The 16787-nt window shown below is 31.9% G+C and carries 15 protein-coding genes; 11 read left to right on the forward strand and 4 right to left on the reverse strand.

Going from position 1 to position 16787, the window contains the following annotated elements; genetic code table 11:
- Nucleotides 1–288: 288 nt before the first annotated feature.
- A complete protein-coding gene (gene tatA, locus AC8GF4_RS01285; protein WP_315154873.1) occupies nt 289–462 on the reverse strand; it encodes a twin-arginine translocase TatA/TatE family subunit in 174 nt (57 codons plus the stop codon).
- Nucleotides 463–673: 211 nt separating this feature from the next.
- Here tatA and AC8GF4_RS01290 point away from each other — a divergent pair, with 211 nt between their 5' ends.
- The 8 genes from AC8GF4_RS01290 (at nt 674) to AC8GF4_RS01325 (ending at nt 10444) form a co-directional block, all read left to right on the forward strand.
- Nucleotides 674–1177, forward strand: coding sequence for a peptidase (locus AC8GF4_RS01290; RefSeq protein ID WP_506592011.1), 504 nt, complete (start codon nt 674–676; stop codon nt 1175–1177).
- A 7-nt stretch (nt 1178–1184) separates the two neighbouring features.
- On the forward strand, nt 1185–2669 hold the full coding sequence (locus AC8GF4_RS01295; RefSeq protein ID WP_506592013.1) for a GH3 auxin-responsive promoter family protein: 1485 nt from the start codon (nt 1185–1187) through the stop codon (nt 2667–2669).
- 353 nt (nt 2670–3022) lie between these two features.
- Nucleotides 3023–4702, forward strand: a complete 1680-nt coding sequence (locus AC8GF4_RS01300; protein ID WP_506592015.1) for a DUF6909 family protein — start codon at nt 3023–3025, stop codon at nt 4700–4702.
- Between the two features lie 9 nt (nt 4703–4711).
- Complete coding sequence (locus tag AC8GF4_RS01305; RefSeq protein WP_506592017.1) at nt 4712–5701, forward strand: hypothetical protein; 990 nt, start codon at nt 4712–4714, stop codon at nt 5699–5701.
- 23 nt (nt 5702–5724) lie between these two features.
- Nucleotides 5725–7035 carry an MATE family efflux transporter gene (locus AC8GF4_RS01310; protein ID WP_506592019.1) on the forward strand — a complete coding sequence of 437 codons (1311 nt, stop codon included), beginning with the start codon at nt 5725–5727 and terminating at the stop codon, nt 7033–7035.
- 17 nt (nt 7036–7052) lie between these two features.
- Nucleotides 7053–8072 carry a glycosyltransferase family 2 protein gene (locus AC8GF4_RS01315; protein WP_506592021.1) on the forward strand — a complete coding sequence of 340 codons (1020 nt, stop codon included), beginning with the start codon at nt 7053–7055 and terminating at the stop codon, nt 8070–8072.
- Between the two features lie 28 nt (nt 8073–8100).
- Nucleotides 8101–9168: a hypothetical protein gene (locus AC8GF4_RS01320; protein ID WP_506592023.1), complete on the forward strand. Its 1068-nt coding sequence runs from the start codon at nt 8101–8103 to the stop codon at nt 9166–9168.
- Between the two features lie 109 nt (nt 9169–9277).
- Complete coding sequence (locus AC8GF4_RS01325; RefSeq protein ID WP_506592025.1) at nt 9278–10444, forward strand: O-antigen ligase family protein; 1167 nt, start codon at nt 9278–9280, stop codon at nt 10442–10444.
- Here AC8GF4_RS01325 and AC8GF4_RS01330 read toward each other — a convergent pair.
- The gene (locus tag AC8GF4_RS01330) at nt 10413–11489 is read right to left on the reverse strand and encodes a glycosyltransferase (protein ID WP_506592027.1); all 1077 of its coding nucleotides are present in this window, start codon (nt 11487–11489) and stop codon (nt 10413–10415) included. The two genes, AC8GF4_RS01325 and AC8GF4_RS01330, sit on opposite strands and share 32 nt — an antisense overlap.
- Nucleotides 11490–11708: 219 nt before the next feature.
- On the opposite strand from AC8GF4_RS01330, the gene AC8GF4_RS01335 reads away from it, so the two are divergent.
- The 3 genes from AC8GF4_RS01335 to AC8GF4_RS01345 are packed head-to-tail and all read left to right on the forward strand — an operon-like array spanning nt 11709 to nt 14822.
- A complete protein-coding gene (locus AC8GF4_RS01335) occupies nt 11709–12692 on the forward strand; it encodes a UDP-glucuronic acid decarboxylase family protein (RefSeq protein WP_506592029.1) in 984 nt (327 codons plus the stop codon).
- Nucleotides 12692–14044, forward strand: coding sequence for an exopolysaccharide biosynthesis polyprenyl glycosylphosphotransferase (locus tag AC8GF4_RS01340; RefSeq protein ID WP_506592031.1), 1353 nt, complete (start codon nt 12692–12694; stop codon nt 14042–14044). The genes AC8GF4_RS01335 and AC8GF4_RS01340 overlap by 1 nt, the downstream gene beginning before the upstream one ends.
- A gap of 1 nt (nt 14045) precedes the next feature.
- Entirely contained in the window at nt 14046–14822 is a 777-nt protein-coding gene (locus tag AC8GF4_RS01345) for a glycosyltransferase family 2 protein (protein ID WP_506592033.1), read from the forward strand.
- Between the two features lies 1 nt (nt 14823).
- Here the strand turns inward: AC8GF4_RS01345 and AC8GF4_RS01350 are convergent, their stop codons facing one another.
- The gene (locus tag AC8GF4_RS01350; protein WP_506592035.1) at nt 14824–15351 is read right to left on the reverse strand and encodes an ORF6N domain-containing protein; all 528 of its coding nucleotides are present in this window, start codon (nt 15349–15351) and stop codon (nt 14824–14826) included.
- 41 nt (nt 15352–15392) lie between these two features.
- Nucleotides 15393–16703, reverse strand: coding sequence for a phenylacetate--CoA ligase family protein (locus AC8GF4_RS01355; protein ID WP_506592802.1), 1311 nt, complete (start codon nt 16701–16703; stop codon nt 15393–15395).
- Nucleotides 16704–16787: the final 84 nt, after the last annotated feature.

A 16787-nucleotide genomic window follows, 5' to 3' on the forward strand; every position in this document is an offset into this window, starting at 1 on the left:
ACAGTAAAATTTGTTAGAAGGACATGACAATTATTTGGGGCTAATTGTCTAAATGAAAGTAATTGATAAGCTAAAGTTAAAAAAATATATTTATAACTACCTGAAAAATCGATAAATATGAAAAAAAAGCGTTGTTTTGAGGTTCTATTAGTTCGCTTTTTTGGTTTGTAAACAGAAAACTTCTCTGAGTTGTTTTTGGGGTAACAATAAACCATAAAAAAATCCCAAACTCCTTATATAAATATTGGAATTTGGAATTTAAGATTTAGGAATTTTTATAAAAAATTCTTATTTCGTTTCTTCTTCTTTTTTGTCAGCTGGCTGATCGTCTTTGGCTGCGTTTTTAAATTCTTTAATACCGCTTCCTAAACCTTTCATTAATTCTGGAATTTTTTTACCTCCAAAAAGTAATAAAACAACTGCCAATATAATTAGGATTTCTGTAAGTCCAAATCTTCCCATGATTGAATATTTTGTGCCGTAGCAATTTTTAAATGAATCTAATGTGCAAATGTATATAGAATAACTTAATAGCCACTCATTTTGACTAATTTATTTGCTTTTGATGGCGTTAAATATTTGGTAAAACAATTAGGTTAGGAATAGAACTACTTAAAAGAGGCAAGTGTTGGCAACGCTTTTAATTATTATATTTGTGACTTAAACACATCTCATGCCTAGTATTAGATTAAAAAGAAAGAAGTTTTTTGACAGATTGTTAATCAAAAACCGATTAATAATTTTGAACGAGGATACTTTTGAGGAAATTTTTTCTTTCAAATTGAATATCATGAGTGTCTTTGTCTCACTTTCATTGGGTGCGATTTTCTTAATTTCGATTACAACCGTATTGATTGCTTTTACTCCTTTACGGGAATTTATTCCCGGTTATTCTTCATCCCAATTAAAAAGAGACGCTACAGTTCTGGCATTAAAATCAGATTCCCTTTCGACAGCTTTGAAGAAAAACGAAATCTATATCAAATCAATTCAAAAAGTATTGAATGGTGATTTGGAATATGCCAAATTCAATAAAGATTCAATACTTTCAAGTACCGAAGAAGCACCAGAAGCAGTTGATTTAGCTCCCTCTAAAAAAGAAATGGAGTTGAGAGAAAGTGTAAAGGAAGAGGAAAAAATAAATTCCAAAAGGCAAAAGGCAAATTCAAAAAAATAACACTATAATGTCACTAAAATCGGTTGCAGCAAAACTATTTGCACAAAAAATATACAAGAAGACACAGGCTTGGGCCAACACACCCGTTGAAACCCAAAGGAATGTTTTTTTGAATCTAATAAAAGACGCAAAACAAACTCAATTTGGTAAAGACCATCATTTTGAAACGATAAACACACATGAAGATTTTGCAAAGCTAGTTCCAGTTCGCGATTACGAAGGATTGAAACCCTATGTGGATCGAGTGGTAAAAGGAGAGGAGAACATTCTTTGGAAGGGGAAACCGCTTTATTTTGCCAAAACTTCAGGAACTACTTCGGGTGCCAAATACATTCCGTTGACCAAAGAATCTATGCCGTATCATATTGAAGCGGCTCGAAATGCCATTTTGCTTTATATACACGAAACCAAAAATGCCGATTTTGTAAATGGTAAAATGATTTTCCTGCAGGGAAGCCCAATATTAGAAGAAAAATACGGAATAAATTTGGGCCGATTGTCTGGAATTGTGGCGCATTTTGTTCCAAAATATTTGCAAAAAAACCGACTGCCTTCTTGGGAAACCAATTGTATTGAAGACTGGGAAACCAAAGTAAATGCCATTGTCAATGAAACTATTGACGAAGACATGACGGTGATTTCCGGAATTCCATCTTGGGTGCAAATGTATTTTGAAAAACTGCAGCAAAGGGCAGAAAAGCCCGTTGGAGAAATTTTCAAGAACTTCAATTTGTTTATTTACGGAGGTGTGAATTACGAACCTTACAGAGCCAAATTCGAAAATTTAATAGGCAGAAAAGTGGACAGCATCGAGTTATTTCCAGCATCCGAAGGTTTTTTTGCCTATCAGGATTCTCAAAAAGAAAAAGGAATGTTACTGTTGTTGAACTCAGGTATTTTTTATGAATTTATAAAAAGTGAAGACTTTTATACAGAAAACCCAAAACGGCACACCATTGGAGAAGTGGAGCTGGGTGTCAATTATGTTTTGATTATTTCGACCAATGCTGGGCTTTGGGGATATAATATTGGGGATACCGTTCAGTTTACATCGTTAAAGCCCTATCGAGTAATTGTTTCAGGCCGAATCAAACATTATATCTCGGCATTTGGGGAACATGTAATCGGGAAAGAAGTTGAATGCGCTTTGCAGGAAGCCATGATAGGAACAACAATACGAGTGAATGAATTTACCGTAGCGCCTCAAATCACGCCAATAGATGGATTGCCATATCATGAGTGGTTTATCGAATTTGAAAACGAGCCAGAAGACAGCGACACTTTTGCGGAAGCGCTTGACAATGCTATGCGCAAACAAAACATGTATTATGATGATTTGATTGTAGGGCATGTTTTAAAAAAATTGGTCATTACCAAAGTGGTCAAAAATGGTTTTCAAGACTATATGAAATCGATAGGAAAATTGGGTGGACAGAATAAAATTCCAAGACTTTCTAATGACAGGAGTATTGTGGATTTATTGGCCATATAAAAAAAATAAAAACCTGCAATTTTCTGTTATTACGGAAAATAAAGTACTTATTTTTCCTTCATAATGGAAAAATTAGGTGTTTTTTGAATTTTAAAGAATAAAGCAGAAGCGATTTAATTGTTTCAAAAAAGCACAAGGATATTTCAAGAGTTGCATTAAAAGTTTTGATTTTATGGAAGAATTAAAACAGTTACAATTCTATAATATTAAAGAAATGAACAAAATCCTTACATTTGAGCATTATAAAGTTATAAAAAATGAAATCGCCACTAAAAAGTAGTTTGCGCAAGCAAAAACCAATAAATAAAAAAGGCGATACCATATATGACTGCTGACAAATAAAATTTACATATATGAAAGAGACTAAAAATATATCCAGATCCAGAGCACAAGAATCATCAGCGGCTATTGAAAAAATGTACATTACGATGCGCCATCTTTTCAACAGAGGATTTTACAAACCGATGGGAATTTCTGGTGACACTTTAAGAGAAGCGCTATTGGCCTTAAGACCCGAAATATATGGAAATATAGCCGAAGAAAAAGTCGAATTAAACGGGCTTTTGTACGTTATTGAACGTCTTCCTGTTGGAATTGAAGAGTGCCGTTTTATTAATTTAACTTCGGATGAAGGGTATTCCAAATCGCATTTCAAAGCAATTGTTCCTCCAAAAAGACGTCGCAATTGTTACAGAATTGATGAGGAACAAATGAATGTGGAAATCACTCGTGGGCGATCAGACATTTATGATATTCTGACACATTTGACGTTTATTTTCATAGAATCACACAAAATCAGAAACAGAGTTTTATTGGACGATGCGGGAGAGGTTTCCCGTGATTGGACAAAACTGGAAATCGCAGTATCACAAAGTAAAAAATTGACTTTGGTAGAAAAAGAGAAAGCCATTTCTCACGCAGCCAATATTCTGGGAAGAACTTTCGAAGAAGTTTTGGATATTTATGATTCCTTTGGAAATGAAGCTGCACCGGATCGATTTTTGCACGTGATTTATTGGTTGGGTAAACTAGCTATTGAAGAAGTTATTGACAGTAATAAAAGAACTATTACCTTCAGTCCTATTTTGCGTGAGCGTTTGGGACATCATATTCACGGAGAAATTTGGGCAACCAACATTAAGGAAGTTTTGAAAGCCAATCAGCTTTTGGATCGACCGATTCACGTGATTAGTGCCAACATGCACTCTGTGATGAATTCTATTTTTGCCACTCCCATTTTGAAAACAAAATTCAAGGACAAGTCAGATTTCTTTATTTATGAAGAATTGAGTAAATCGGGAGCGCATGAAGTTCGCAATCAAGTAGAAGCCGTTGCCTTGAAACAAGGAATGTTTTCCTTACCGGATACTTCGGGAACCAATATAGATGTTCAAATTTTTGATACAGCCAAAATTGATTGGTCTAAAACATCTTTTCCAAAAGCAGATTTAGGCGATAAAAAGCCCGTACTTATTGTTATGGATTACGCCTTTGGAGAACAGGCTTATGAAACAATAGACGAGTTATTGAAACCGTATAAAAAAGATACCTTACTCAATGTAAAATCGGTTTCGATTATGGGGAAAGCAGGAATTTTGGAAGGTGGAAAGGGAGACATTATGATTCCGAATGCCCATATCAATGAAGGAACAGCCGACAATTATTTCTTTAAAAACGAATTAACTGCAGACATGTTCGAAGGCAATGACATTGCTGTTTTTGCTGGACCAATGGTTACCGTTCTAGGGACATCTTTGCAAAACAGAGATTTATTAAAGTTCTTTCATGAATCGACTTGGGGTATTATTGGTCTGGAAATGGAAGGTTCCTATTACCAAAAAGCCATTCAATCGGCCTCAAAAATCAGAAAAAGCGTTCCTCACGATATCAAAGTGCGTTATGCTTATTATGCTTCGGACAATCCTTTGGAAACCGGTAGCACATTGGCATCAGGCGGGTTGGGAACTACTGGAGTGAAACCTACCTATTTGATTACCATTAAAATATTAGAACAAATTTTTAATATAAAATAACAATACAGTATGAGTGTACAAAAAGACAATAATCCAGAGAATCCAGAAATTGACTTACTGACTGTTTTTAGCAGAATAGGGGATTTCTTCGAGTGGATTAATACTTTGCTGTTTAAAATCATTCGGTTTTTTGTAAAAAATGCGATTGTTGTGGTTGTTTTGGTCGTTGTTGGCGTTGGCGTTGGTATTTTTCTTGATAAAGTTAGTTGTAGCTATGAACAAAAAATCATAGTTACTCCAAATTTTAAGTCGACGGATTATTTGTACTCCAAGGTGGAACTTTTAGCTTCTAAATTGGCAATAAAAGACACTTTATTTTTGAAATCTATTGGGATTCAAAATCCATCTGATTTACTGACCATTTCTGTAAAACCTATTGTGGATGTGTATAATTTGATGAATAAGGATGATAAAAATATGGAATTATTGCAATTGATGGCACAGAATGACGATCTTAAATCGATTGTTAAAGAAGTAACAACCAGCAAAAACTATGATCTTCATACTATCATTATAACTACCAAGAGAATCGTTTCTCCTCAAAAAACGATCGAACCACTTTTAAAATATTTGAATAAAAGCACCTATTATGATGGATACAATAAATTAAATGCTCAAAATATTCAAAATAATATAAAGGGAAAAGAAGCAACAATTCTTCAGATCGATAGAATTTTAAATAGATTTTCTAGTGTAAATGAAATCCAGATTACTAATAAAAACTTGGTCTATTATAATGAGAATTTGAATTTGGATGCAGTAATTAAAATGAAAGATTCTTTGTCAGGCGAATTAAATAAATTAAAATTAAAAAAATACAATACCAACAATACCATTAAAGAAATGGGAATGGTTTTGAATGTAAAAAGCAGTAAAATTTTAAAAGGGAAATCGATTTTTATACTTCCAATTGTGTTCGTTGGACTCTTTGTTTTATTTAGTTTTTTTATTTCTTTTTATAAAAAACAATCTCTTAAAGCCAATTCAAGTTTGGAATAAATAATGAGAATGGAGACAAAATTATGTTAAAAAACATACGGAATCAACTATTAAAAATCTGCAAAAATTCTTTTGTTCAACAAAGCTTAGTAACTTTGTTTTTGAGAGTATTAGGTGTAATAACGCTTTTTGGATTCACCGTATTTCTTACCAAAACATTTCCCCCAAAAATTGTTGGTCAATATGATTTTACCCGTTCATTTCTTCTTGTAATCGGAAGTATATGTTTGTTGGGATTTGATCAGTCTATTTTGTATTTTAAAGGAAGGCTTGGTGCTACAAACACTTTAGAAGGAATCAAAAAAGTATATGCTAAAATGGTTGGATTATTATTGTTGATGTCAATCCTATTCTTTTTATTTTTTTTGTGTATTGATGAACAACTTGTGAACAATTATTTTTCGGATGCTGGAGTTTACAATATTCTTTTAAAAGCAACAATGGTCCTATTTTTTTATGGATTAACGACTTTGAATACGGAAGTTTTTCGGGCATTGGATCATTTTTATGTTGCAGAACTTTTTAGAAATACCATCAAATACATTCCTTTAATAGTTGGGTCATTTTTGTTGTATTATCTTAATGAAATGTCTTATTTGGTTGCCGTTTTCTTGATGGGTTTTGTTGTTCTTTCTATTATTACAACTAGTATGCTTTTTATTTATTTCAGCAAAGCTAAAATTGAAACTAAGGCTAAGGATTTTAATTATATAGAAATTTTCATCAAATCTTATCCTATCGCTATTAGCGGTATGGCTTTTTTTTTATTGATGAGTTTTGATATTCTTTTTTTAAAAAAATACAGAGATGATTCTACTGTTGCTTTTTATTCAGTAGCGATAAAATTAATGACAATTCTTTCTATGGTCATTATAACTGTTAACATTACAGTTTCAACCAAAATAGCCGAATATTTTTTTAGTAAAAATAAAGCAGATTTGGTCAAAACAATTCAATACGCGTCTCGTTTAATATTTCTATTGACTTTTCCTGCAGTACTTCTCATTTGTTTTTTTTCGGAGTTTATTTTAGGTTTTTTTGGAAAAGGATACGTGGCCGCCAAGGATGCTTTACTGATTTTAATTATTGGTCAAGGAATTTGTTCCGCTTTTGGAACGGCACCCGTTTATTTGAATATGACTGGGAGACAGCATATTTTTCAAATTATTTTGATTGTTGCAGTGCTAATAAATTTTATTCTGAATAGAGTGTTAATACCACAATATGGAATGGTTGGAGCTGCAACAGCATTTGTGGTTAGTTCCTTTTTTTGGAATGGGATTACAGCCATTGTGATTTATAAAAAGGATAAAGTAAACGTTTTTTTGAATTAATTAAAAAAGTAAAAGAAATGTATAATCAGGATAAAGACGTTTTTTTTAGTATTATTGTTCCGGTTTATAATGTTGAGAATTATCTTAAACAATGTTTAGACAGTATTTTATGTCAAATGTATAACGATTTTGAGATCATTTTGGTAAATGATGGATCTACAGATTCCTCTCCGGAAATTTGTACTTTTTATAAAAACAGATCGACTAAGATAGTATTAGTAAACAAGGAAAATGGAGGTTTATCCGATGCCAGAAATGTTGCCTTACAGAAATGTAAAGGAGATTACATTATTTTCACGGATAGTGATGATTATTGGGTCGGAGTTAAGGTTTTAAGGGAAATAAATGAATTAATTAAGGAATCAGATCCAGATATTATAATACACGAAGAAAGTCGTTTTTTTTCTACTAATGATGTAAAGTGTAAATACAATCAAAATTTTTTAAAACAGAAATCTGGAGATTTTAAAAAAGAAGTTTTGCAATTAATTTATTTTGATTTATTTGTGGCTTGTGCTTGGGATAAAATTATTAAGAAATCAATTTTATTAAATAATGAGTTATACTTTCCTTTAGGCAGAAAATCGGAAGATATTGAGTGGTGTGGAAAGTTACTTAATTGTATTGATACATTTACTATTTATTCAAAATCATTTTATGTATATAGACAAGGAAGAATTGGATCTATTACTGCTTCAGTGAGTGAAAAACATATTATGGATGTGTATGAAATGGTAAAAGAGGGGTTAAAAATAAAACAATTTGATTCAGATATTTTGAATCAATCTTCTCAAAATTATTGGGCTTGTAATTACGTTGTTATTTTAAAGGATTACTATTTATTGTCTGTTAAAAACAGGAATTTAATATGGAAAGATTTAGTTTCTTGGAAGTATTTGATACAAAAAGAGCAAAACATTAAAGTAAATAAAGTTATGTATTTTTATAAATTTTTGCCTTTTAGATTTTTACCTTTTTTTTTAAATATTTATAGATTAAAAACCAATATGTATAAAAAATATAGATTATTAAACTAGTTAATAGTTAACTCAATTATTGTTTTAAATGAAGACATTTTTAATTCAAAGAAGCAAAGCTACATTTTTATTACTTTCGGTTTTATTCTTATTTGTTTCTATTTTTTCTTTTTATGTTTTACCAAAACATTTTTTTTATGATGCTGTGGTTATTGCATTAGACAAAGGCAACGAAATAGGTTTTTTCGGGAGTTACCCGCTTACCATTTTGTTTTATAAGATAACAGGTTTGCGGTATTTGCCTTTTCCTATAGTCGGATTGATACAATTCCCAATTTTGATGTATGTGCTGTATGCAATAGGAATTCCTGCTGATTTCCAAAAAATAAACGTAAAAAATGTGCTTGTTTATTTGGGAATCCTAATGATTGCCATTTTTATGTCCATGCCATCCAAAGAATTTATTACCTATTTGTTTGTTTCTCTGATTGTTTTTCAATTTATAAACAAGAAGATTACATTTCATACTGCACTTTTTTCATCTTTATTTTTACTGGCTTTTTTCGGTGTTTTTTTTCGGCCTTATTTTTTTCTGATACCAATTATTGCCACCGTTATGTTTGGTGCAAGCTGTGTGAATTTTAAGAACAAGACTCTGATGACTGTTTTTTACGGATTATTAATCGCCATCTTTTTATCATTGTGTTTTGGAGTTGTTTCAGGTCATTATTTCTCGGAAGTCAGTAGAGAAGTAGTCAACAGTTCTAGACTAGGATCTGCAGATGCCAATTCCAGTATTATATCGCCAGTGAAACCAGATACTTGGTATGGTGAAACGATTGGTATAGTTTATGGGTTTTTCTCTGTAAATGTTCCGCTCAACGGATTCAAGCATATTTTTTCTCCCCAAATCTTGGTATTTGTTATCTGGCAGCTTTTTTTGTTTTATATTCTTCTTGTCCGATTTTCAAGATGTATTGCTGCGAGAGATACGCACAAAAATGAACTTTGGGTTTTACTTATTTTATTTGCCTTTTTTATTATTCAAGGTGTTTTCGAACCCGATTTGGGGTCGGCTGTCCGACACAAAATTGGTGTTTTTCCTCTAATTTATTATGCTTTATACTATGACCATTTCAGAAAAAAACTTCAATAAAATTTTCAACGGTTTTCTGGTATTGCTGGCCATTACAATGATTTTTAGAAAACCATGCACACTTTTGATTGTATTGTTTGCGGCCTTCAATTTAATTTTTATCAAAAAAATGCATTTTTCTAGGCAATCCTTGATTTTAGCTGTGTTTATTGCTTCTCCTTTGCTATTAGAAATTATCATGTTTTGGAACAATGACTCTTTTGATAAAGGATTAAAATCATTAGAGAAATACAGTTCTCTTCTCGTTTTTCCAGTTTTTATTTTAGGGAATTATCAAAGGGTTCAATTTCTTAGAATCCTTCGGTTTTATACCATAATAACTACGATTATCATTCTTTTTTTCTTCATTCGATTTATTATTTGTTATCCTGAATTAATTTATAAATACTTAAATGGAAATGACTTATGGGAAATGGGATATCAATTTTCAAATAGTGTTGGGATACATGCTCCGGCATTAAATATGCATTTGGCTTTTGTGTCCGTTAGCTGTCTTTTTTTTGTTTTTGAAGGGTTTCGATTAAAAGAAAAGCCAATGCTTAAAATGAGCAGTATTATTGTTTTTATACTTTCCTTTTTCTTTGTTCTTTTTGTAAATACAAGAATGGCTTTGATCAATGTTTTGGTGGGATTTGCATTGGTTTTTTTCGGTGAAGTGATTCGGAAATATGATTTTAAAAAAGTAATGGGAACTTTTGCTGTTTTGGTTTTGGTATTGAGTGGAGTGCTTTTTATTTTTGTTCAAAACAATCCTTATATGAAAGAGAAATACTCATCAGTAACGTTTGCATATATGGACAAAGTGGGAAAACTTGATGAAATTGAAAATCCAGAAGCCAAAGTGTTTAATTCCCTTGTAACTCGTGTTTCTATTTGGAAATCTGGTTGGGAACTTTCACAAAAAAATCTCTTTTTTGGCGTAGGAGCCTCGGATGGAAAACCGGAACTGGTAAAATATTATAAAAATACGAAACAACAATTTTTGGCAAAATATGAATTTCCGACTCATAATCAGTTTCTAGATTTTTTAATAAAATTCGGAATATTGGGACCTTTAGTGGTGTTGCTTTATATTTTTACTATTGGTTATTTGGGAGTAAGTTTAAAAAACGCAATCGTTTTGTCCTTTTATTTTCTTTTTTTTACGTCCAATTTAACAGATGATTTTTTGTTGCGTTTTGACGGTATTGCTTTCAGTGGATTGTGGATTTCTATTTTTGGTAGTTATTGGTTACAACAAAAAATTAGTTTTGATAAAGTTCAGCTAGTGCTTTGAAATTTTTGTTTTTGTCAAATAAATCTTGGCATCTTTTTAAAGCATTTTCTCCAAATTGATTCCGGGTTTTATAGTCTTTTAATAGTTCCAGAAAGTTGTCAAGTTCCTCAATTCCATTAAAAAGGAAGCCAGTTTCATTGTGAACAACTAAATCTTTATTGCCAATAATATTGGTTGCTAAAACAGGTTTTTTCATTACCATTGCTTCCAAAACAGCTATTGGAAGCCCTTCCCAAAGAGAGGTTTGGATATAAATATCTATGGAATTGAGTTCTTTAAGTACTTCATTTTTATCCATGAACCAACCTGTAATTCTTATGTTGGGAGCCGTTAAAACAGAATTTAATTCACCATCTCCTATCCAAATAAATTTAAAGTGTGGAAAACGTAATGCAATGGCGTTGAATAGTTTTGGATCTCTGGCAGTTGTTATTCTAGCGACAATCCCGATCGTCAAGATTTGATTTTGTGGTTTTACGCACTGTTGACTCACCTCTTCTATATTGATACAGTTTCGTATTAAATATGATTCTCCTATTTTTTTTGCTATTTCATATTCGGTATCTCCACAAGCAATCGTTATACCGCCAAATAGTTGCTGAAATCGGAATTCTATAGTCCAATACATTTTTTTGGTCCAATTAGAAATGTCAGTTCTTAAAAAAGAGTATCCATGTGGAGTATAGAAAATTTTTCTTTTTTTTAAAAATAAAAAGCAAGTAATTCTTCCCAAAACACCAGCTTTTGAAGAGTGAAGATGAATGACATCTGGATTTAGTTTCCGAAGTTCTCTTCTTAAATCAAGGATGGATTTAAAATCTTGAATAGGCGAAAACTCGCGAACCATATTTATTTTTATCAAAGTTACACCTTTAGAAAAATCCGTTTCAATTTTTTCGGGATTGAATTCTTTTCGATTTCCACTATAAATAATGGATGTGGAAATGTCATTTGTTATCTCTTCATCTCCAAAATAATAAGACAAGTCTTTAAAATAAGTGTAAACGCCTCCGCCTAATGCTTCTATTATATGGACAACTTTCAAGATAGCTGATTTTTAAATGCGACAAAAATAGATTAAAGTTTATTAAATACGATTTTTTAATGAATAATTCTGTTTTTTAGACTTTGGATCATTCCTGTTTTTTGAACAAAAGCTATTGTATTGATTATACGTTATTCAATTATAAGTAAATAAAATGGTAAAATATTTTAGTACATTTGTTCATATTAAATAGGTTAATTACAATTGTATATATCAACTATGAAAAGAATACTCATCACCGGAGCGGCAGGATTTTTAGGATCACATTTATGCGATCGTTTTATCAAAGAAGGTTATCATGTAATTGGAATGGATAACCTCATTACTGGAGATTTAAAAAATATTGAACATTTGTTCAAACTGGAACATTTTGAATTTTATCATCATGACATTACCAAGTTTGTGCACGTTCCAGGAAATTTAGATTATATTTTGCATTTTGCTTCACCAGCAAGTCCTATAGATTATCTCAAGATCCCAATTCAAACCTTGAAAGTAGGTTCGTTGGGAACACATAATTTATTGGGTTTGGCCAGAGTCAAAAAAGCAAGGATTCTTATTGCGTCTACATCCGAGGTTTATGGTGATCCACTAGTTCATCCCCAAACCGAAGAATATTACGGGAACGTAAACACTATTGGACCAAGAGGAGTGTATGACGAAGCCAAACGTTTTCAAGAGTCCATCACAATGGCGTATCATACTTTTCATGGAGTAGAAACCAGAATTGTTCGAATTTTTAATACCTATGGTCCAAGAATGCGTCTCAATGATGGACGTGTTATTCCCGCTTTTATTGGGCAAGCCATTCGTGGAGAAGATTTAACCATCTTTGGAGACGGAATGCAAACCCGTTCTTTTTGTTATGTAGATGATCAAGTTGAAGGAATATTCAGATTGTTACATTCGGATTATGTATTTCCCGTAAACATTGGTAATCCTGATGAAATCACCATCAAAGATTTTGCCGAAGAAATCATCAAATTAACGGGTACTCACCAAAAAGTGGTATACCATCCTTTACCCATAAACGATCCATTGCAACGTCAACCAGATACTACAAAAGCGAAGGAATTATTAGGTTGGGAAGCAAAGGTAAATCGTGCTGAAGGAATGAAAATTACTTACGATTATTTCAAATCCTTATCCAAGGAAGAACTATCCAAAGAGGAACACAAAGATTTCTCTAAGTATATCAGTTAGTGAAGACTAAAACAGGAAGATATTCGGGTTATATAAGGCCTTTTTCACGCGTTTTGGATTTGGTTATTATCAATTTCTTTGCCGCTCATTTTTCGGGCATTCCTGTTTTTAAAGATTTTTACGCATTCTTTATAAGTTGTGCTTGGATTATAATTGCTACAAATCTGGGTTTTTATGAAGTATATCGATACACTAAAGTAATTGCTATTTTGAATTGCACTTTGAAACAAGCATTTGCTTTTTCCGTTTGTTGTTTTGCACTAGCTTATTTTTACCCAGACCGGTATAGTTTGTACTCAATACTTTTATTTACAACGGCAACAGTAGTTTTAATTCTTGGGTTTAAATTATTTATATATTTTTTTCTTAAAAAGTACCGAATTATTTTTGGAGGCAATTTTCGAAGAGTAGTTCTTATTGGTAAAAACAAAAGCATTTTGCCCTTGAAACATTTTTTTGAGGAAAATCCAGATTATGGTTATAAATTAATAAAAGTGTTTGATGTAGAAAATAGTAAATTAGAGTTGTTTAATGAAAGTTTGTCGTTTGTTTTAGACAATAAAATAGACGAAATATATTGTTCTATGAGCGATTTGTCAAGTAAACAAATAGAAGATTTTATTTTTTTTGCCGATAATAATTTGAAAACCCTCAAGTTTATTCCAGATCAAAAACAACTACTTTCGTTAAATACTGTTTTCGAATATTATGATTACATTCCAATTATTTCGCAAAGAACAATTTCGTTAGACGAAACCCTTCATAAAGTTATCAAACGCATTTTCGATTTTGTTTTTTCTCTTGTAATTATATTGGGCATTTTGTCGTGGTTAATTCCTGTTTTAGCAATTATTATTCGAATAGATTCAAAGGGGCCTTTGTTTTTTATACAAAAAAGGAATGGTTTAAATAATCAAGAATTTAATTGTTTAAAGTTTCGGTCTATGGAAATAAATGAACTAGCAGATATTGAACAAGTTTCCAAAAACGATTCAAGAATAACGAAAGTGGGTAAATTTATCCGAAAAACAAGTATTGACGAATTACCTCAATTTTTTAATGTTTTGATCGGAGATATGTCTGTGGTTGGTCCTAGGCCACATATGGTAAGTCATACCAACATGTATGCAGAACGGATAGATAAATTCATGGTACGTCATTTTATAAAACCAGGTATAACCGGTTTGGCTCAGACCAAAGGTTTTCGTGGAGAGGTCGAAACAGACAAAGACATTATAAACAGAGTACGATATGATATTTTTTACATAGAAAAATGGTCTCTTTTGTTGGATTTAATAATCATTTCCAAAACAATTTCCAATGTTTTAAAAGGGGATGAAAAAGCTTATTAGTATGGAAACAGCCTTAGTGTCCATAATCACTCCTTCGTTCAACTCTGAAAAATTCATTGCAGGAACAATTCAATCGGTACAAAATCAAACGCATCAAAATTGGGAAATGATTATTGTTGATGATTGTTCTTCAGACCGGACTGTATCGGTTATTCAACAATTTATTAAAAACGATGTTAGAATTCGTCTTTTTCAATTGGATAAAAATTCAGGTGCGGGAATTGCCAGAGAAACTGCATTGTCTAATGCAAAAGGAGATTATATTTCGTTCTTGGATGCAGATGATTTGTGGAAACCTTTAAAACTCGAAAAGCAACTTCAATTTTTAAAAGCGCACAAGGCTCACTTTACATTTTCTTTCTATGATTGTATTGATGAAGAGGGAAATGCATTAAACAAAAGAGTGGAGGCTCCAAGAAATCTCTCCTATCGTCAATTGTTTTTTTGCAATTATGTTGGTAATCTTACAGGAATTTATGAGGTAAACTATTTTGGGAAAATTGCTATTTCAGCTACCCGAAAACGTCAGGATTGGATGGTTTGGCTTACGATTCTAAAAAAAATAACAAAAGCAAAACCAGTACCCGAAAGTTTGGCTTTGTATCGCATTAGAGATAATTCACTATCAGCTTCAAAGATTGATTTGTTGAAACATAATTTTGCAGTTTATCGAAATTTTCACGGGTTTAGTTATGTTTCTTCTTTATTTATTATGATTGGATTTTTAATCACTCAATTATTGATAAAGCCCCGTTATATAAAGAAAATGCAAGCGTAATCTATTTTTTATATCCAATTTTAATTCTTTCACCTTCATTTTCTTTTCTATCAGTCAATTCATCCAAATAGGAGAAAACCAACTCAATATTTTTATCATGATTTTCTAGTTTTTTTTGAATTTGAAGGATATCAATTTTTATTTCGGTGGTATCCAATAACATTTGCCTCACTTTAGTAAATATGCGCATGATTTGGATATTAGTCTGAATCGCTTTATCGCTTTTCAAAACACTAGATAACATCAAAACCCCGTGTTCAGTGAATGCCATTGGAGCATAACGCAAACCCATTTTATCTGAATTGGAGGTCACAAATTGTGACCTCCAATTTTCGAACTCTGATTTAGTAAGCTCAAACATAAAATCCTCGGGGAATCTTGATAGATTTCTTTTAACTGCTTGTTTTAAAACCTTAGTTTCAATTCCGTACAGTATCGCCAAATCACGATCAAGCATGACTTTTTGATTGCGGATAAAATAAATTTTGTTTGAAATGGTTTCTTCTGAAAGCAAAGACATTTCACTCATCGTTTGTCAATTTAAACGACCAATATACGATTTTATTTACATTATAAAAAAGAGGAAAATTGCTTTAATTTTCCGCGGTTACTTCTTTCCAAGGTTTTTTTACGAGTAAAAGTAAAGTGAAGATTCGGTTCCAAGTACAAAGCTACGGCCTGATTTATTTTTTTAATTTGTTTCTCATCCAATTCAGATTCACTGACATATTCAACTTCAAATTGGTCAATTTTGGTTTGTTTAATGATAAATTCTTTTACAATTCCGTCGTCTTCAATGATACTTTTGGTTACATAATAAAACGTTAATCCAGGTGATTTTTTGCCACTGGGTAAAATAGCAACATCATTAGTTCTTCCAATTAATTGTTTAAGAATAGGTTTTTTCAAAGTGCTTTTTTCATCCAATATGCCAATGTCTCCAATATCATATCGAATAAAAGGATGTGCTTTGTTAAAGAGGGAAGTAATCACAATTCGACCCGAAGTTCCGTTTGGTACCACTTGGTTATTTTCATCCAAAATTTCCACAAAAAGCGTTTCCGAGTTGACCTGCCATTGGCCGTCTGGATTTTGAAAAGCAATCAAATCCAATTCTGAAGCACCATATTCATTGACAATAGGAATACCAAATTGTTTTTCTAAGAGTAGTTTGTCTTCTTCAAAAAGCATTTCGGAGGTGACCATACATACTTTTAAAGTGGGACAAATAGTTGTTAAAACAATATTTTTTTTCAGCAAAAATTTGGCAAACAAAACAATCGATGAGGTGTAACCATTGATATAATCGAATTTCTTAGTTTTAAAATGTTCCAAAAAACCCTCCAAGACTTCGTCAGATAAATCGAATATTGAAAACCGATACCGATGACTCAAATAATCCTTGAATCTTTCTTTTTTGTTTCCAATAAAATCCATCGGAATACCATAAAATCGCGCTTGATAAGAAGTGTTAAAATCAATTCCATACCAGCCAAAACGATAAATATTGGATGCCCAAGTTAGCGCATGACAATATTTGTCTTTGCAAAAAACAAAAGGATGTCCGCTAGAACCCGATGTTTTATTGAGATAGACGGATTTTTCAGTATAACCCAAAGAAAGTCTCTCCTTCAAAGGCTTCTGTAAGTTTTTCTTATTCAAAATGGGTAAATCAGACCAATTTGCAAAAGAGTCTGAACCGACCAATTCTCTGTAAAACGGATTATTGTTGAGGTGAAAATGGACAATTTCCGCTTTTTTTTGTTCGATAAAACGGCCATAGTTTTCCTCAGGAATCGCAAGAATATTTTGCAATTCAACTTTGGCTTCCTGCATAGGGAAACCGTTTATTAGGAGGGTTAGGTCGAATAATTTTAACATTGGTTGGCTAAATTTCATCAAAAATAATATTTAGCCACAACTATTGGTGATTTAGTTACAACTTTTTGATATATAATTATTTTT

The sequence above is a fragment of the Flavobacterium rarum (SeqCode) genome, assembly GCF_965234445.1.
GTDB classification, from domain to species: Bacteria; Bacteroidota; Bacteroidia; order Flavobacteriales; family Flavobacteriaceae; genus Flavobacterium; species Flavobacterium rarum.